The following is a 17924-nucleotide window of genomic DNA, read 5'->3' as shown; positions in this document are numbered from 1 at the left end:
GGTTAGTCGGTAACCGCCAATTGTTCTAGCAATGCTTCGGCTTCTTGCTCAACTTCTTCGGGCAGCGGAATCCGGCCACCCATGCGTCCCAGGAATTTAACTGGCTTGTGGATGCCAGCCACCATACGCACGTCGTGTAGCATTTGGCCAGCGTTCATTTCTACGACAAACAGCCCCTTGCTCTTCTGCGCCACGTCAGCCAACGCTTTTTCCGGGAACGGCCACAGGCTGATGGGGCGGAAAAGCCCCACTGGTAAGCCACGATCCCGAAGATGTTTAACGGCCGTTTGCGCCACGCGAGCAGCTGTACCAAAAGCAACCAACACAATCTCCGCATCTTCAATGAATTGTGTGTCGTACCGAACCTCTTGCTGCTCGATGATCGCCAGCTTGCTTTGCAGCTTCTCGTTAAGCATTTCCAGATTGTCTACGCCCATGTAAAGTGAATTTACCAAATTTCTTTCGCGGTTTTTGGCACCGGTTAACGCCCAAGACGGCCGTTCCACGGGCAGTTCACGCATCGGGGGCAGTTCCGCCGGTTCCATCATCTGGCCGATGGCACCATCTGCCACCACAAAGACCAGCGTGCGGTATTTATCTGCCAAATCAAAGGCCAACACCGTTAAATCAATCGCTTCTTGCACGTTGGCGGGAGCTAATACGATGGGATGGAAATCACCATGTCCGGCCGATTTAGTAACCTGATTGTAATCTGATTGGCTGGGCTGGATGTTGCCCAAACCAGGGCCGCCACGCATCACATCAATGATGACTACAGGTACTTCAGAACCTGCAATGTAGCTAAATCCTTCCTGCATCAGGCTGATGCCGGGGCTGCTGGATGAGGTCATCGTCCGCACGCCAGCGGCGGCGGCACCGTACACCATGTTGATGGCCGCCACTTCGCTTTCTGCCTGCAAAAAGACGCGATCCAGCTCAAGCATCCGGCTAGACATATGCTCCAGCAGTTCTGTTTGAGGGGTAATCGGATACCCAAAATAGGCTTCGCACCCGGCCCGAACGGCCGCTTCGGCAAAAGCCACGTTACCCTTGAGTAGCTGTTTAGACATGCGCCAGCGCCTCCTTTGGTTGTTTATGATTTTTTTGCTTCTGGGGAATATCGCGGAACACTGTAATGCAGCCGTCTGGGCAAACCACCGCACAAAGTGCACAGCCCGTGCACAAATGTGACGGGTCTGCATACAATGCGGGGCGGTATCCTTTTGTATTGAGGCTTTCTGCCAACAGGATAACTGACGGGGGACAAGTGGGAATGCACAGTTCACACCCTTTACAACGTTCGGCATCTATGACAATACGTCCAGTAGCCATTTAATGGAACCTCCATAGTTGTTTAGAGTTGTACAAGCGGGAAAACACCTTGAAATAAGCTAAGCCATTTCTCCCGCTTTTACTTGAGCAAACCACTGAGAAAAGGTTCTTTGTTGTCCAAAATAGTTTTTGTGGTTTGCAAATTTAGGAAATAGTGGGATTGTTGCCCAAAAATGGCAACACGTTCTAAAAACAAAAAAAGCTGCCCAGTTATTGTAGGCAGCAAAATGGTTTATTAACGTTCAAGACAATAATCCAACAGTAAAATTATCCAGTTTTTGCCGAATTTTGGTTAGTGAAGATTTGCTCGCTTCAATGTGAAGAATGTCACAACTGTTACAAATGCGCTTGCAAAGTCCGTGCTTATGGGTTGACGCACTCCTGCTTCACGATATGATTCCAAAAGTGATTGTGATTAGGAGATTTTATGAGTGAAGCACCCCTCGCTAATGAGGAGAAGTTAGATTTCAAGCGCATTTTGCCAATTTTTGTCATTGTTTTGGTTGATTTGCTTGGATTGACGATCATTATTCCCCTTTTGCCCCTCTACGCCACGGCGTTCGGGGCGTCGCCATTTGTCATTGGATTGCTTGGGGCTGCCTACCCGTTAATGCAATTTTTGGGTGCGCCTATCCTGGGCAGGTTGTCTGATAAGTACGGCCGTAAGCCTGTCCTAATCGTTAGTCAAATTGGTACTTTTGCTGGATTTTTGCTGCTTGGGTTTGCCAATTCCCTCTGGCTGATTTTTGTTTCTCGCCTGATTGATGGCATTAGTGGCGCAAATATTGCGACTGCCCAGGCCGCCATCAGCGATAGCACCACAGAAAAAACCCGAACGCAGGGCTTGGGGCTTATTGGGGCAGCGTTTGGGCTGGGCTTTATCATTGGCCCGGTTATTGCCTTTGTTTCTTTGGCTTTGACCGATAATGATTACAGCGTGCCTGCTTTTGCAGCCGCTGCATTTTCACTTTTTTCAATCATTCTCACTTCAACCTGGTTCAAAGAAACCTTGACGCCAGAAAAGCGTCAGCTTGCTGGGGGTAAAGTGTCGTTAAGTTTGGGGGCTTTGGTAACGGCCGTCAAACATCCCGCCGTTGGCTTGCTGCTGGTGTTGATGTTTGCTCAACAGTTGGCCTTTGGGGGTTTCGAGCAAATTTTGGCACTGTTTACGCTCAATCGGTTGGGGCTGAATGCCTCTGGCAATGCGGTGGTTTTTGTCTTTGTGGGCTTTATTGTGGTGGCTGTGCAGGGCGGGCTCATTGGCCGCTGGAGCCGAAAGTATGGCGACCGGCGGCTCGTTTATGGGGGATTGGGGCTGCTGGCTGTCGGTCTCACTCTGATGGGATTTACCCCGCATCAGCCCGTGCCCTGGTACAGTGAAGCAGAACTTATCGAAGAGCTAAGCAGCACATCAGATGGCTCTGGTGAATCCATTCGCTCAGATTTTCCCGTAGAGCTGCCCAATGAAGCGGACAGTAGCTGGCTCGGCATCGCTTGGCTTTTGGTGATGATGATTCCCGCCGGAATTGGCGGCGGCATTTTGCAACCAGCCATTAACAGCCTCATTACCAAGCGAATTGCGGCCAATGAAGTTGGGGGAATGCTGGGGATTTCGGCCTCATTTTTTAGCGGGGCCAATGCCCTGGCACCGATTATCGGGGGCGCATTATTTGAAGCTCTGGGCTCTACGGCGCCATTTCTGTTCTGGGGCGGTGTTATGGCGGTTTTACTTTATGTGGCCTTACAGTATCTAAAACCAGGTCAGGAAGAAACGGCCGCTCCCGGACTCAGTCGCGGTGGTGCCCATTAAATATTCCGAGTCTTTAGGATTTCATGGATTTTGCATACTGCGTATTGCGTAACGTACTGGCTACGCAATACGCAGTACGCAATACATCAATATATTAATTCCGAACGGCCGTTACGATTGCTTGGCGCCAGTCCAAGTGGGGCGCAAGTAAATGAACCAGTAAGCCAGCCCAACCATGAGTGCGCCACCAATGATGTTGCCGATGGTAACAGGCAGCAGGTTCCGCATGAAAAAGTTACCCCAAGTGAGCGAGTCGTAGGAAACGGCCGTACTGCCAATACCTGCCCAAAACTCAGCCGGTGCCCCGCCTTTAATCAGCAAACCCATTGGAATGAAATACATATTGGCCACGCTATGCTCAAAGCCAGCGGCCACAAACGCGGTAATGGGAAAAATAATCGCCAAAATCTTGTCTGTCGCACTGCGAGCCCCCATGCACAGCCAAACGGCCAAGCAAACCAGCGCGTTGCACATAATGCCCAGCACCAGCGCCTGCCCAAATTCCAGATTGACTTTGCCATTGGCAATGTTGAGCGCATTCTGGCCAAGTGCACCGTTGGCAAATTTGTATTGCTGACTAAAAAACATCATAACGGCCGTTGCTACCGAACCCACAAAATTACCCAAATAAACAATCATCCAATTGCGTAAAACCTGCCCCGTTGTCACCTTGCCTGCCGCCCAGGCCATCACAATCAAATTATTGCCTGTGAACAGTTCCGCTCCAGCCCCAATCACCAAAATAAGCCCCAAACAAAAAACTAGGCCACTCAACAACTTTGTTAACCCAAAAGAGAGTGTGCTGCCCGTCGTCACAGTGGTGGCAAAAATAGCCCCCAAACCAATAAAAGCCCCGGCTAAGATTGCCAGGGCTAACATTCGCAGCGGGCCAAGCGTTGCTTTGGCCACGCCCGCCGCCTCTGCCTTGTGGGCCATCTCTTTCGGCACCAGAGCATCGGCATTAAAACCAACATTTTGCACAGTCATAACTATCATTTCTCCCTTGTAAATAAAAGCGGAACACAGAGTTGCACGGAGGAGGCACAGAGTTACACCGAGAACTCAAAGAAAATCTGGTAAACCCTTTAGTTTCTAGGCAATGGATTCGGTTCCTTCTATGGGCAGCTCTTCTTTGCGGCTTTGGCGGCCAGCAACGAAGCTCGGTGCCCGATCCCAAGTCTCTTGCTGTACCGTACTCAGCATTTCTGTAATGTAAATTATTCTGTTGGCCGCATCATGTTCATCAATGTAATCGGTAGGTATGTAAATATGCCCTCCCAGTTCGATACTCCAAACTTCCAGGTAGCTGGCATAAAGGCGCAGCTCTGGATTCACATCTTCCTCTCGGTGATGAATGCGTAACAACTCCCCTAAATCAACATCATCGGCGGTAACAACTGTGTCATATTTTTTGAATTCCATTGTCGCTCTTCCCTCATTTGTATATGATTATTTTCAAGTATCGGACAACAAGCCCGGTATTGGGCCGACGGCTGCTGCTGCCCGGACCCCGTTGCGAATTGCCTCAGCCACAACCTCAACCGCCACGTTTGCCACTAGATCAAATGAAGCCTCCACTTGCCCTGTGGCTAAAGCGTAGGCTGTATCGCCATCATGCGTGGTGTGAACGGGGCGGATGGCGATAGCAAAGCCGTCATGCGCCCGCTGTGCCAGGCGATTTACCTCAATTTTAGTGAGCTTGGCATTGGTAAACACGACGACCAGGGTCGTATTGGTGCCAACTGGCGTTTGGGGCAAGTTTGGGAATTGCCGGTACGGGTTTTCTTCTACCAGCCAACGGCCGTTCGCATCCCGCGCACCAGCCAAAACCGATCCATCCACATTCACCACATCCCCAATAGCATTGACTACCGCACCAGCACCCACAACCACGCCGTCAACCTCCATGCTGTGTAGGCCAAAGCCGCCCTTCATAATGGTCTGGAAGCCACCCCATTTGCCCACGGTTACGCCCGCACCTGCCCCCACGTTGCCCTGCGCCACGTTGGTGTCCCTGGCGTTTTGGCAGGCCTCGTAGCCCCTCTCGGCGTCAGGTGGGTGTTGGCCATTATTCATGAACAGGTCGTAGACAACGGCCGTTGGCACCAGCGGAATTGGGCGGATGGGCGTGGGATGACCGATGTCGTGTTCAGCTAGCCAACGCATCGCGCCGTCGGCAGTGGCCAGGCCAAAGGCACTTCCCCCCGTTAGCATCACCGCCTGAATGTACTGAATTGGTTTGTCCGGCTGAAGCAGCATCGCCTCCCGGCTTCCCGGTGCCGGGCCACGCACGTCCACGCTGGCAACGGTGTTGGGTGGGCATAAAAATACGGTGCAGCCCGTGTGGAACTGCTCATCGGTGGCGTGTCCTATTTTGAGTCCAGCTAAGTTCACTATATCTATCCTTTATATTTTGGGAGACTGGAGATTAGAGATCAGAAGCCTATCCAGTCTCAAATCTCTATTTCCAGCGAGTGAGGATCGTTTCACGCTGGAACATCTTGATGGTGAGGTAAAACAAAACGGCGTCGAGGATGATGAGGACAACGGCCGTTACCAACACCAACTCACGGCTCAGTAAAAATAGCCCAAACGATTGTCCCATCACCACCAAAATTATGGGCAGCATCACCGCGCCAGAAAGCTGCTCTGCCGTGCGCGGGTCAGAGACGCGGGATGAGATCATCATCGCCGCGCAGACCGCCAGCACCGCCAGCAGCGGCCCCACCAGAAAGACGGCCAACAGCCACATTGGATCAATCATTCGGGCAAAAACTGTCGCGTTGGTCATCAATCGCGCCGCAAACAGGTAGATGCCAAAAGATAACCACGTTACCACAACCGCAGGCAAAATGGCCGCTATCCCCTTACCCAAAATCAGCTCTAGTGTGGTGATAGGCGTGGCCAAAAGAGGCTCCAAACTTCGGGTTGATTTTTCCCCCACAATACTGTAGGCGGCAATCGTTACTGGGACCATTACCGGCAAAATCATAAACAACAGCGTGAAAATGTTCAGCATGTACACCGTCGTGCAGTCCGCTTCATTTAGCCCAATGCACACATCCCCAAAAAATTCGTCGGGCGTGCCTTGTGTGGTGCTGGCCATCTCCTCTGGTGCCAAACCCTGCATGGAGTAGATGGTTATCAAAGGCAACGCAGTTAGCAGTAGAGGCAGAAAGGCAACAGAGAACAAAACCAGCTTGTTCTTAAACACTTCTGCCCACTCTTTGTTGATAATCGTCTTAATTTTGTCCATCAGCCACCTCCTCGCGGTTGATTAGCTGGAGGTAAATCTCTTCTAGCGAATGGCGCAGCTCGCCCACAAACTGAACGTTTTGCCCACCATTCACCAGCAGCCGAATCATTTCCGGATTGTGCGTTTCGGGGTCATCTACGGCAACCAGCAGCTTATTTTCAATCGCCTCAATTTTTTTGACGTAAGCTAAATCTTCAAGAATTGGCACGCCTGATTGCGCCTCATTAGCTAAGTGGAAGACGACTTGACGGCCGTATAACTGCTGCCGCAAACCCTCTGGCGTATCCAGCACCCGCAGCCGACTTTTGAACACGGCAATTCGGTCACACAGGCGATCCGCCTCGTCCAAATTGTGCGTGGTCAAAAAGATAGTGCGTCCCTGCTCCTTCACATCGCCAATGAAATCGCGCACCAGCCGAGCGGCTTCTGGGTCTAACCCCGCGCTTGGCTCATCCAAAAAAAGAATGCGCGGCTCATGCAGCAAGGCACGGGCAATGGCCAGCTTTTGGCGCATCCCCTTGCTAAACGTCCCGGTGGCATCATTGCGACGCTCCCACAAGCCCAACATCCGCAAATATTTCTCTACCTGTCCGGGAACATCCTTCACCTCGTATAACTTTGCGTAAATCGTCAGGTTTTTGAGGGCTGAGAGCCGTTCATACATGCCGGGCGTTTCGGTAAGGATGCCCACGTTGCGCCGAATTTCGATATCCGCTTCGCCTAGCTTGTGGCCCAGCAGCGTGGCACCGCCTGCCGTGGGCGAAATGAGACCCGCCAACATGCGTACCGTAGTTGTTTTACCTGCCCCATTTGGCCCCAAAAAGCCAAACACTTCACCTTCGGAAATGGAGAGGGTAAGACGGTCAACGGCCGTATTCTCCCCAAACCGTTTCGTTAAATTTATTGTCTCAATCATATGCACATCCTCAAAGTCGCTACACGAATTCAGCCGGAATATTTACTTTGATCTAAAGAATCTTGCGACATCTCGATTGACCTTAAAGGCTCAAGTGCTGGCAATGGCCCCAAAACAGGCTCAACAGGTTCTGGGCGACGCAGCCAAAAAATAATCACCAAACTCACCCCACTCATCACCCCCAACACCGTTTCGGCCATGATCACCCCTTGTGTAATAACCACATACACCAGCACACCATCAATTAGCGCATGCCACAAAATGCCCGCCCCTAACCAACGTAGCTGCTTCCGTACAAAAACCTGCATCACCAACAACGATGCTGACAAATGGAGCAAAATGGCAAAAAATCGCTCCAATGCCCCAAATACGGCAATCGCTGGCGGGACGCCAAACAGCGCCTCAATCTGCTCATCTACTAAATAAAGCTGGTCTTCAGGCACAGATGCCAAAATGCCCGCGAAATACCCTTCGCGCAATCCAAATAAGACTATGAAATTGATTAAGCCCAGCACCCCCAGAATCATTGCTTCAACGCCGCCATGTCCCGCACCTACCATCATGCCGCTACCCCAACTGCGTGCCTTCTTGGCCCAAAATCGGAAGGAAATATAGCGCATCACACCTTCAAAAGTACCAGCAGACAGCCCTAAAAAGGTAACGTAGAGCAGCAAATTATCGGCAGTCACCCACTCTAGCTGCTGCAAAATGAGCCAATTAAAGGGCAGATGCCCAACCTGGGCCAAAACAAAGGCCGCACCGCCAATGGCAAAGAGCTGCCAGCTCGCTTTTAGCTTGCGAGATAGCCAGATTCCCAGCCAGATGGGTATCCCAATCATCAGCAAAAAGTTGATCAGCAACAGCAAGGGTATCATCACAATCTCCTTCCCTTTGGATTGTATCACGAATTTAGTGGGATATAATGGGAGGGCTACCCTCACAAGAGCGTCCACCGACTACGTTTACAGCCATGAATACGAACCTACAGATTTCTCTATGGTTCTCTATGTAACGCTTATGATCAAAGGATTTCCACTATGGATGAAACAGCAATGAATTACTTCCCAACTGAAGATGTCGAGCAGCTTGTGGCAGCGGGCCAGCTACCCGAATTGCAAACTCGGCTAGAGCGAGTCCACCCAGCTGACATTGCTGTACTGTTGGATGAGCTTGATGCAGAAACAGCCGTAACCATCTTTGAACTCCTCCCTATCGAAATAGCCAGTGAAGTGCTGGATGAATCCGGGGGCCTGGTGCGGCAAGAGCTTGTAGAAAAAGTAGACGACGAACGGCTGGCAGACCTCCTCGACGAACTCCCCATGGACGACGCCGCCGAGTTCCTGGAGGATTTGCCCGACGAAATCTCCGACAAGCTTATCGGCCTGATGGAACCAGAAGAAGCGGCCGAGGTGCAGGAACTGCTGGCCTACGAAGAAGAAACCGCAGGCCGCCTCATGACCCGCGATGTGGTCGCCCTGCGCCGCCAATGGACCGTCCGCCAAACGTTTGATTACCTACGCTCGCTAGAAGATGCCGAAACATTGCACTACCTTTATGTGGTTGACCGCGACAACAAGCTCATAGGCGTCGTCCCCCTGCGCGTGCTCATCCTTTCACAACCAGACGCTACTATCGAATCGCTGATGAGTGGCGACGTTGCCTCTGTCCCCGCAACCGCCGATCAGGAAGAGCTAGCCGAATTTGTCTCCCGCTACGACTATTTTGTCGTCCCCGTCGTCAGCGAAACCAACGAACTGCTCGGCGTCGTCACCGTGGATGATGTGCTGGACATTTTTGAGGAAGAAGTTACCGAGGATATTCAACGGCTTGGTGGCTCAGAGCCGCTCGATCAGCCCTATTTTGCTGTCTCCGTCTTCCAAATTGTACGTAAGCGCATTGGCTGGTTGCTGCTGCTCTTTGTCGCCTCTACCCTCTCTGGCGAGGTGATCCGCCTTTTCCAGCATGAGCTGGATGTGGTTGTGGCGCTTGGTTTCTTCATTACGCTCGTCACCGGCACAGGCGGGAACGCTGGCTCCCAAACCGTTGCCACCATCATCCGCGCCATCACTCTCGATGAAGTACGGTTGAGCAACTTAGGCGCAGCCTGGCGGCGTGAAGTCTCTGTAGGATTGCTGCTGGGACTGGTGATGGGTACAGTTGGGATTGGCCGCGCCCTGCTGTGGAACACAGGCTTCGACGTGGCGCTGGTGGTGGCACTCACGCTGCCCATTATCGTCATCTGGTCTACAACTGTAGCTACCGTCATCCCCATCCTGGCAGACCGCTTTCGCATTGACCCCACCGTCATTAGTGGCCCAATGATTGCCACTATTGTGGATGCGACAGGTTTACTTATTTACTTCTCGCTAGCTAAATTGATCTTGGGAATTTAGGCACCAAATATGATTTTTGTCATATCTTTGCCAGACAAAGATCAGTAGACGGTTACGCATGCAACAATATATACTTCCTCTATCTTGTAGGAAAAAAGTACCTGGCTACTTTCTCCACAGGATAGAGGAAGCTCCGAGAAATTGGACGGTTTTTTACCGAAGCTACGGAGATTTAAACTAAAAGTTCAAAATATTGAAAAATATTCAGAACAACAGTTTAAGTAGCCAAAGCAAGACTTTCTAACAAAATGTGTGATATATCATATTTATATAAGTTGGTAGTTGCACATGAGTTAGCAGGCAAGTTCCAAAGGGTATGAGAGGCAATTGTCGCTCAAAACCAATGGAAGCGGTAAAGTACCAGATGGTTACTTGGGGCTCCTCGCTTTTTAGGCGCACTCTTCGCAGGGTGCGTTTTTCTTTTTTTGCAACAATCCAGATGCTCCGGCTAGTTTTCCAACCGCGCCGGCTTTGTGGCACAGCCTAGGCTATCCAGTGCGCTCTTTTACTTGTTGTTGGGCTGAAATATTTCTGGCTTAAGGAGGCCAACAAAAGGCAGGTTGCGGTATTTTCCCCGGTAGTCTAATCCGTATCCCACTACAAAGCGATCAGGAAGGTCGAACCCTTTATATTTAATCGGCAAAGTGATCAGGCGACGACGCGATTTGTCGAACAAGGTGCATACTTCAATGCTGGCAGGTTCGCGGGCGCGTAAATTTTGCAGCAGGTAGTTGAGGGTAAGGCCAGTATCAATCATATCTTCTACAAATAACAGATGCCGATCTTTGATGGTTTCATTCAAATCTTTCTCCAGACGCACCAAACCGCGCTCGCGCGTTTCGGCTGAATAGCTAGCAATAGCCAGATAATCTACCTCCACTGGAATGGTGATCACGCGTAGTAAATCAGCCATGAAAGGGACAACGCCATTGAGTACGCCAACTAGCAGGGGGTAACGGCCGTTATAATCCACAGACACCTGCTGCCCCAACTCAGCGACCCTCGTTGCTATCGCTTCAGCAGAAAAAAGCACCCTGGAAATACCCTCATGCAATTCGCCATATGCTTCTGGCGGAAGTGAAACCATCATTTATCATTGTCCTGTGCGTCTGTACCTACAATAGGCGCAGCCTCGCCATCTAAGCCAAACTTGATCATCAAATTGCGTAAATCATCTCGCTTAAACAATTTTACGTTGATATCGGGGTATAATTCAGCCATCTGGCGAATTTTGCGGTTTTTATGCCGAATAAGCTTGGGCCGCAATGTCGTCAACTCAACATACAAATCCTGACCAGGCAAATAAAAATCGGGAGAAAATGCGGTGGTGACGTTCCCATCATCATCCCAAACCAAAGGGAAGGTTCGAGGTTCATACTCCCATTCAATTCCGTAATAATCAAGGATACGGGCAAACTCTTCTTCAATTTTATGGGCAAATTGTGGTTTCTGAGGTGTTTCTTGACTCAAGTCGGTGCTCCGTTGGGAATGAGGTCATGAGATTCTTCTCATTATAAAGAAAAACATATGTCAGACAATTTTCGTTTTCCGGGCATGCTCATTCAAAAATTAAAAACCGCCCAATCTATTGCGGTGCTTACCGGGGCAGGCATCTCTGCGGAAAGTGGCGTTCCTACTTTCCGCGAAGCGCAAACCGGCCTCTGGGCTAAATACGATCCGCAAGAGTTGGCGACACCGCAAGCGTTTCAGCGCAATCCCAAGCTGGTGTGGGAATGGTACGCTTGGCGGCGGGAATTGGTTAACCGGGCAACTCCCAATCTAGGCCATTTGGCGTTGGTTGAGTTAGCCAATCTGGTGCCGCAACTTACACTCATCACCCAAAATGTGGATGGGCTGCACCAGCAGGCAGGCAGCAAAAATGTCATCTGTTTACACGGCAACATTATGGAATCAAAATGTTACGCACACGGCCATTTTGTGGCGCAACTGCCAGAAAGTGATGCGGTGCCGCCAAAATGCCCCACTTGTGGTAGCTTGCTACGGCCGAATGTGGTGTGGTTTGGAGAAAATTTACCGGCCCATGCGCTGACGACGGCCGTACACGCTAGCCAATCCTGCGATATCTTCTTTTCTGTAGGCACCTCTGCGTTGGTACACCCAGCCGCCTCGCTGCCCTTGTATGCCCTGGAAAATCAGGCCTTGCTAGTTGAAGTGAACCCGCAGCCCACTCCACTAACCCGCTGGGCAGATGAGGTGCTTACCGGGCCCTCTGGCGAAATTTTGCCCGCGCTGATAAAAGCAATGCAGGCTGCATGATCTCGGTTGCTTTACATAAACCATTTTGTCGTTTATACTGATGCCGTATGACTCAGCAAGATTCAGGCGAAAAAGTGGTTCCCATGGGGATTGTTTTTATTACAATTGGCCTAATTGTGGTTTTAACAACCGCTTCCATTTTGCTATTTAGACCACCTATGCAGGAAACGGCCGTTGCCAACCCCCCCCTTCCCGTCATCACCGTCGTTATTACGCCCATTCCCAACGCAACAGCCACCACAGAAGCAGCAGCTACCAACGTCGCCACCGAAATTAGTTTGCCAGAAGGGTTCGTTAGCCTGGACGATGCTCAGGTGAGCAGTCTGGCCAATCAGCCGCAGCGCATTGTCATTCCCAGTATTGCGGTAGATGCCCCAGTGGTAAATGTCGGTCTCACCGCCATCCAAAGCGGCGAACAAACTGTATACCAGTGGCAAGTTCCTGAAACATACCAGGCGGGCTGGCACAACAGCAGCGCCCCGCTGGGGCAACCAGGTAACACCGTGCTAAACGGACACCATAACATTTTTGGCGAAGTGTTTGGCAAATTGGTTGATTTAGAAGTCGGCGCAGAAATTGTGGTCTACGATGACGAACTCCCCCATAATTTCACCGTGACCGATGTCCAAATTTTGCCAGAGCGGGATCAGCCTTTGGCGACACGTCTGGAAAATGCCCAATGGATTGAGCCAACCAGCGATGAGCGGCTCACCCTGGTCACTTGCTGGCCACACACGGATAATTCTCATCGGCTTATTGTCGTCGCCCGTCCAACAGATTCTGGGTCAAATTGATTGTTTGATTAACTTTATTAGGAGGTTTGTAATGAAACGAAATCGTCGTACCGGGTTAGTAATTCTATTGCTGACTGCTTGTCTGCTTCTTCTGGCAGGTACCGTCCAGGCCCAAACAGATGAAAGAGGCTCCATTAGCGGTGCCGTTTACAAAGATGTCAATGGAGACGGCGTGTGTGTGAATACCGGGGTGGAAGGGGAAGAGCCAGTAGAAGGCGTCACCATTGAGTTTGTGAGCAGCGATGAAGCAACGGTTGTCACCTTAACCACCGCCGAAAATGGCACATACGGTCTGGCGGCGGCCGGGCAAAGTTATTGGCGCGTCACGGCCCAACCTGATCCTGAAAAGTATGTAGTTACTTCAGAAAATCCCCGCTTTGCACCTGTTTTTCCAGAAGATGGCTTGGTGCAGACTGGCTATGACTTTTGCGTTAGCGAAGGCACCAATGCTGTCATTATTCTGCCTGAATCTGGGGCAGCAGCCAGCAGCGGTAACGGAAATTTGTTTGTGTGGGTTACGGCCGTATTCGGGCTAGCACTCATCGGCACGGGCATCTTCCTGGAATGGAAACGCCGTACGGCATAAACGCTTAAGATCTGACAGGTTGTCAAAAACCTGTCAGATCGCTTGATTTTTACATTACGGCAGCAGCAGCACTTTGCCAATATTTTTACGATCTTGTATGTAATGGTGCGCCGCTGCTGCTTCAGCAAATGAAAATGTCCGGTCAATTTTGGGGCGGAACAAGGCTTCATCATACCAAGCAATAATCTGTTTCATCCACGGCTGCATCATTCCCGCTTGCTCCCACATATGCCCTAAATTTACCCCAATCACCGCTTTGTTGTCATTCATGAGCTTGAGCGGCGTATAAAATGGCAGCATAACCAACCCGCGAAAAACCGACCACCAGGAGCGGCGCTTGCCTGGCGCTAAGCTGCTAACGCCAAAATGAATTAAACGGCCGCTTGGCAGCAAAAGTCGGTAATTTTTTGGCCAATGAATGCCACCCAATGGATCCAACACCACATGCACCCCCTTGCCGCCTGTCAAATCCATCACCACGCGTTCATAATCTTGGTTGCGATAATCAATCGCGTGATTCAGGCCATGCGAGAGCAGATAATCATGCTTTTCTGGCGAGGCAGTGCCAAACGTTTCTGCACCCAAAATGCGGCATAAATCTAGCACAGCCAGCCCCACACCACCCGCTGCACCATGAATAAGCACTTTGTCCCCGGCCCGCACTGACCCCATCACCACCAGCATCATGTACGCGGTTAGATACGTCAGGGGAAGGGCAGCACCATCCTGAGCGCTCATCCAATCGAGCCGCTTGAACACTTGCTTGTAGGGCACGCAAACCACATTACTGTAGCCGCCAAAGCGTGTTAGGGCACAAACTGCATCCCCTTCCCGGAAATCTGGAACCCCTTGACCCAGCAGGTCAATTTTGCCGCTTACTTCGTAGCCGGGTACATAGGGCAAACGAGGCGCATCTGGGTAAATACCCAGCCTCCCTAAAATATCAGCAAAGTTAACGCCAGCAGCTTCCACCCGAATCCGCACCTCCCCGCTACGTGGGATGGGATCAGGGCCTTCCTGCACCTGCAATAGTTCAGGGGGGCCAGCTTTTTGAATCCAAATTTGTTGCATACGTTCCTTTTCGTTAGATAAACCGTCAAAAGTAATCGGTACGCTATTTTATGCAGTCAGTCAGAAAAAACGACTTTGAACAACAGCAGTATCTATAGTACCTACGCACGGCGATTTGGGGATTGGATGGTACCATTGCGGGAGTGTCGCTAAAGTTCCCAAGCCATACAATGAGTAGGATGTTGATTATTCATATATTTTGCCCTGAGGGAACATTATGATGACCCAAATAAACAGCACAATCGTAAATACGGTCGCTTCCCAACACAGTATCATTCAACTCCAAAATGATATAAAACGCGCGTTGGCAGAAGTAATGGGAGAGGCATCACCTGAGACGTTAGATGAAATGGCATCTATTTTTCTGGAAGATGCTGTTCCACTCATGGATCAAATGAAGGAGGGGCTTAACAGCCAAAATTATGCTTCTATCAGCATGGCTGCTCATGCGTTAAAGGGAAGCAGTGCTACCATAGGCCTTTCAACATTTGCCCATTTGTGTCTGGCTGTTGAAACAAACAGCAAACAAGAAGCAACTCATCTCTTAGACAACAACCTAGCCATTTTAGAAGCAGAATACGCCAAAGTTCAGCAAGCCTTACGAGCCTTTTTATTTTAGTGGCATCGTGTAAGAAATAAGCCAAAATGTTGCCAGCTTATTCATGAGAGGCTGATGTTTCCCACAAACAATTATGCGACACGAAGATCTTCAGTATCAGTTAAATAAGCTGAAGTTAACCGATGAATCTCCGCCTTCTGCTGAACAGTGGCAGCTATTTCTGGAGAGGGTTGATGAAACCCTCCATTCCTACGACCAAGAGCTGTTAGCCCATACCCTAATTAACGAATTGTTGGCAAAAGCATCCTCGCTGCTTAACCCAGTTGAATTATTGGAATCAATTTGCCAGAGATTAGCGGAGGCGTTTGATGTGCCCCAGGCGGCTGTGGCCATATTGAATGCCGACGAAACTGAAGTCCATGTCGTTGCTGAATATCTGTCCAAAGGACGGCCGTCCGGCATTGGGGTGGTTTTTCCGGTCGAGGGCAATCTGGCCACTGAGACAGTCATCAAAACTGGCAAACCCCTCACAATAGAAAATATCCATACCAGTCCACTCATGGAAAACTCCCGTGAAGCCTTGGCATTTAGAGGCACCGTTAGCCTACTCATCGCGCCTATTTTGGTTGGTGGGCGCGTTATTGGCACTTTCGGCATGGATTCGCTTGTGGAGCGAAAGTTTACCCAAGCCGACTTGAACCTAGTACAACAAGCCATGGCAACCGCTGGCCAGGCACTCTCTAATGCCCAGCTCTATACCCAGCTACAAGATGAACTAAACGCCCGCAAGCAGGCAGAAAGTGAGCTATCTTCCTTGTATCGCGCCGCCACCCAATTACTAACTTATAACAGTTTAGAAGAGCTTGCTCTCCAAATTGCTAATAATCTAATTGAAGAATTTGATTTTGCAGATTGCAGCGTGCTGCTGCTGGAAAAACCAATACAGTTGCATAACAACGTGGTACGGCGGCAAGAGTGGGACAAAAATCGGCTCATTCGCCATGCGTTTGCCGGTCATTTCACCCATGAAGTTGCTCCAACAATTCCCCTGGACGGTGTGGGGCTTATTGCTACGGCCGTTCGCTCTAACCAAGTCATCTACAGTCCCGATGTTCGCTTGGACCCGCGCCACCTACCGTTTGATAACAAAACCATCACCGAGCTTGTTATCCCGCTGAAAGTCGGCGACCAAATTGTCGGGGCTTTGGATATGCAAAGCCCCGAAAAAGACGCTTTTAACAGCCGTGCCATATCCGTTGCCCAAGTCTTTGCCGAACATGCCAGCCTTGCCTTGCTAAATGGTCTCCTGAACGAACAGTTACGCCATCGCGCCCAAGAATTGCTAGAAGCAAAAGAAACTGCCGAAAAAGCCAACAGGGCCAAATCCGCCTTTTTAGCCAATATGAGCCATGAGATTCGCACCCCGCTCAATGCCATCATTGGGCTTACCAACCTTTTGCTAGACACGTCACTTTCAGGAGAGCAACAGGATTTTGTAGAAACCACCCATCGCAGTGGCGAAGCCCTGCTAAGCGTGCTCAACGATATTTTGGACTTTTCCAAAATTGAAGCGGAAAAGCTGGAACTAGAAGAGCAGCCATTTAAGCTGCGTAGCTGCGTAGAAGAGGCATTAGATTTGCTTAACTCCAAAGCCAGCCGCAAGGGGCTCAATTTGGCGTATTTTATGGAGGACAGTGTTCCGCCATATATTCAAGGCGACATCACCCGCGTACGGCAAATTTTGGTAAATCTGGTTAGCAATGCTGTGAAATTCACCCACAAAGGTGAAATTATCATCTTTGTCTCTAGCGAGAAATTGCCAAATGCCAAGCACGAGATTCATATAGCTGTTAAGGATACAGGCATTGGCATTCCCTCAGAGCGTCTAGATAGGTTATTTGTTTCTTTTAGTCAGGTAGACGCTTCTACAACCCGCCAGTATGGGGGCACAGGTCTTGGCCTGGCTATCTCTAGACGTTTAACTGAACTGATGGATGGGCAAATGTGGGTTGAAAGCGTTGTTGGTAAAGGCTCTACATTCCATTTCACCATTCAGGTCGAAGAAGTACCGCTTATTAAGGATCCGGACAAACTGCCTGCTGGGAATGTTCTGCACAACAAGCACATACTCATTGTGGACGATAATCTAACTAACCGAACAATATTGGCAAAACAAGCTGACTCTTGGCAGATGATTCCGCACTGTTTTAGCACCAGCGCAGAGGCGATATCTGCACTAAAAGAAAAGATGAAATTTGATGTGGCTGTGCTGGACATGCAAATGCCGCATATTGATGGTGTCATGCTGGCGCAAATTATCCGCAAGACGTATTTTCAACCTGCGTTGCCACTGGTGTTGCTTTCATCAATTGGGCAAATGTTGTCCCCTGAACAACGCCAGTTGTTTGATGCGTGCCTCACAAAACCGGTCAAGCCCTCTATTCTTTTTAACACATTGGTGAAGATTTTTTCTGACACACAGACGGCCGTTTCCCCACAAGAAAAAAAGGGAATGTTCGATGCCTCGCTGGGTGAACAGTATCCATTGCGGATTTTGCTAGCTGAGGACAACACCATCAATCAAAAAGTAGCCCTGCGTATGCTAGAACGGCTTGGGTACCGGGCAGATGTGGCCGGCAATGGTTTAGAAGTAATTGAGGCGGTGCTGCAACGGCCGTACGATGTCATTCTGATGGATATACAAATGCCAGAAATGGATGGCCTAAAGGCAACGCTACATATCCGGGACGAGCTGATTGGGCGCAACCAACCGTACATCATTGCCATGACAGCCAATGCGCTGGCTGGAGACCGCGAAAAATATTTGAGTCAGGGCATGGACGATTACGTTAGCAAACCCGTTCGAATACCAGAATTGCAGCGTGCACTGCAACAATGCCACGCATCATTACAGGCGGGAGAGCAGTAAA

18 protein-coding genes are annotated in these 17924 nt (G+C 50.2%); 7 read left to right on the top strand and 11 right to left on the bottom strand.

Annotated elements, in window-relative coordinates:
* Positions 1-2: 2 nt before the first annotated feature.
* Together vorB and ACOQPM_RS25635 are read right to left on the bottom strand one after the other, a co-directional pair.
* Entirely contained in the window at positions 3-1070 is a 1068-nt protein-coding gene (gene vorB / locus ACOQPM_RS25640) for a 3-methyl-2-oxobutanoate dehydrogenase subunit VorB (protein WP_420631241.1), read from the bottom strand.
* Positions 1063-1332, bottom strand: a complete 270-nt coding sequence (locus tag ACOQPM_RS25635) for a 4Fe-4S dicluster domain-containing protein (protein WP_420631240.1) — start codon at positions 1330-1332, stop codon at positions 1063-1065. The genes vorB and ACOQPM_RS25635 overlap by 8 nt, the downstream gene beginning before the upstream one ends.
* 427 nt (positions 1333-1759) lie before the next feature.
* Between ACOQPM_RS25635 and ACOQPM_RS25630 the strand changes: the two genes are divergently transcribed.
* Complete coding sequence (locus ACOQPM_RS25630; RefSeq protein ID WP_420631239.1) at positions 1760-3142, top strand: MFS transporter; 1383 nt, start codon at positions 1760-1762, stop codon at positions 3140-3142.
* Between the two features lie 111 nt (positions 3143-3253).
* On the opposite strand, the gene focA is transcribed toward ACOQPM_RS25630, so the two are convergent.
* From focA to ACOQPM_RS25600, 6 genes are all read right to left on the bottom strand, one after another.
* Positions 3254-4129, bottom strand: coding sequence for a formate transporter FocA (gene focA / locus ACOQPM_RS25625; protein WP_420631238.1), 876 nt, complete (start codon positions 4127-4129; stop codon positions 3254-3256).
* 105 nt (positions 4130-4234) lie between these two features.
* A complete protein-coding gene (locus tag ACOQPM_RS25620; protein ID WP_420631237.1) occupies positions 4235-4564 on the bottom strand; it encodes a hypothetical protein in 330 nt (109 codons plus the stop codon).
* A gap of 33 nt (positions 4565-4597) precedes the next feature.
* Positions 4598-5536 (bottom strand): P1 family peptidase, encoded by a 939-nt coding sequence (locus ACOQPM_RS25615; RefSeq protein WP_420631236.1) that lies wholly within the window; start codon positions 5534-5536, stop codon positions 4598-4600.
* Between the two features lie 67 nt (positions 5537-5603).
* On the bottom strand, positions 5604-6398 hold the full coding sequence (locus tag ACOQPM_RS25610) for an ABC transporter permease subunit (protein WP_420631235.1): 795 nt from the start codon (positions 6396-6398) through the stop codon (positions 5604-5606).
* Positions 6385-7314 carry an ABC transporter ATP-binding protein gene (locus tag ACOQPM_RS25605; RefSeq protein ID WP_420631234.1) on the bottom strand — a complete coding sequence of 310 codons (930 nt, stop codon included), beginning with the start codon at positions 7312-7314 and terminating at the stop codon, positions 6385-6387. Before ACOQPM_RS25605 ends, ACOQPM_RS25610 begins: the two co-directional genes overlap by 14 nt.
* Before the next feature lie 29 nt (positions 7315-7343).
* Positions 7344-8189, bottom strand: a complete 846-nt coding sequence (locus ACOQPM_RS25600) for a YhfC family intramembrane metalloprotease (protein ID WP_420631233.1) — start codon at positions 8187-8189, stop codon at positions 7344-7346.
* 162 nt (positions 8190-8351) lie between these two features.
* On the opposite strand from ACOQPM_RS25600, the gene mgtE reads away from it, so the two are divergent.
* Positions 8352-9707, top strand: a complete 1356-nt coding sequence (gene mgtE / locus ACOQPM_RS25595) for a magnesium transporter (RefSeq protein WP_420631232.1) — start codon at positions 8352-8354, stop codon at positions 9705-9707.
* A 505-nt stretch (positions 9708-10212) separates the two neighbouring features.
* Here mgtE and hpt read toward each other — a convergent pair.
* Both hpt and ACOQPM_RS25585 read right to left on the bottom strand, forming a co-directional pair.
* The gene (gene hpt / locus ACOQPM_RS25590) at positions 10213-10797 is read right to left on the bottom strand and encodes a hypoxanthine phosphoribosyltransferase (protein WP_420631231.1); all 585 of its coding nucleotides are present in this window, start codon (positions 10795-10797) and stop codon (positions 10213-10215) included.
* Positions 10794-11177, bottom strand: a complete 384-nt coding sequence (locus ACOQPM_RS25585) for a hypothetical protein (protein ID WP_420631230.1) — start codon at positions 11175-11177, stop codon at positions 10794-10796. The genes hpt and ACOQPM_RS25585 overlap by 4 nt, the downstream gene beginning before the upstream one ends.
* Positions 11178-11234: 57 nt before the next feature.
* Here ACOQPM_RS25585 and ACOQPM_RS25580 point away from each other — a divergent pair, with 57 nt between their 5' ends.
* The 3 genes from ACOQPM_RS25580 to ACOQPM_RS25570 are packed head-to-tail and all read left to right on the top strand — an operon-like array spanning position 11235 to position 13364.
* Entirely contained in the window at positions 11235-11984 is a 750-nt protein-coding gene (locus tag ACOQPM_RS25580; protein WP_420631229.1) for an SIR2 family NAD-dependent protein deacylase, read from the top strand.
* A gap of 47 nt (positions 11985-12031) precedes the next feature.
* Positions 12032-12778, top strand: a complete 747-nt coding sequence (locus ACOQPM_RS25575; protein WP_420631228.1) for a sortase — start codon at positions 12032-12034, stop codon at positions 12776-12778.
* 31 nt (positions 12779-12809) lie between these two features.
* Entirely contained in the window at positions 12810-13364 is a 555-nt protein-coding gene (locus ACOQPM_RS25570; RefSeq protein ID WP_420631227.1) for an SdrD B-like domain-containing protein, read from the top strand.
* Between the two features lie 54 nt (positions 13365-13418).
* Here ACOQPM_RS25570 and ACOQPM_RS25565 read toward each other — a convergent pair whose 3' ends face one another.
* Positions 13419-14435, bottom strand: coding sequence for a synaptic vesicle VAT-1 family membrane protein (locus ACOQPM_RS25565; RefSeq protein ID WP_420631226.1), 1017 nt, complete (start codon positions 14433-14435; stop codon positions 13419-13421).
* Positions 14436-14652: 217 nt separating this feature from the next.
* Here ACOQPM_RS25565 and ACOQPM_RS25560 point away from each other — a divergent pair, with 217 nt between their 5' ends.
* Entirely contained in the window at positions 14653-15054 is a 402-nt protein-coding gene (locus ACOQPM_RS25560) for an Hpt domain-containing protein (protein WP_420631225.1), read from the top strand.
* Positions 15055-15127: 73 nt separating this feature from the next.
* Positions 15128-17923: a response regulator gene (locus tag ACOQPM_RS25555; protein ID WP_420631224.1), complete on the top strand. Its 2796-nt coding sequence runs from the start codon at positions 15128-15130 to the stop codon at positions 17921-17923.
* Position 17924 lies beyond the last annotated feature (1 nt).

It is taken from the genome of Candidatus Leptofilum sp. (assembly GCF_965223525.1).
Lineage (GTDB): Bacteria > Chloroflexota > Anaerolineae > Promineifilales > Promineifilaceae > Leptofilum.
The sequence above is the reverse complement of the archived record's forward strand: the minus strand, read 5'-3'. Positions and strand labels throughout refer to the sequence as shown.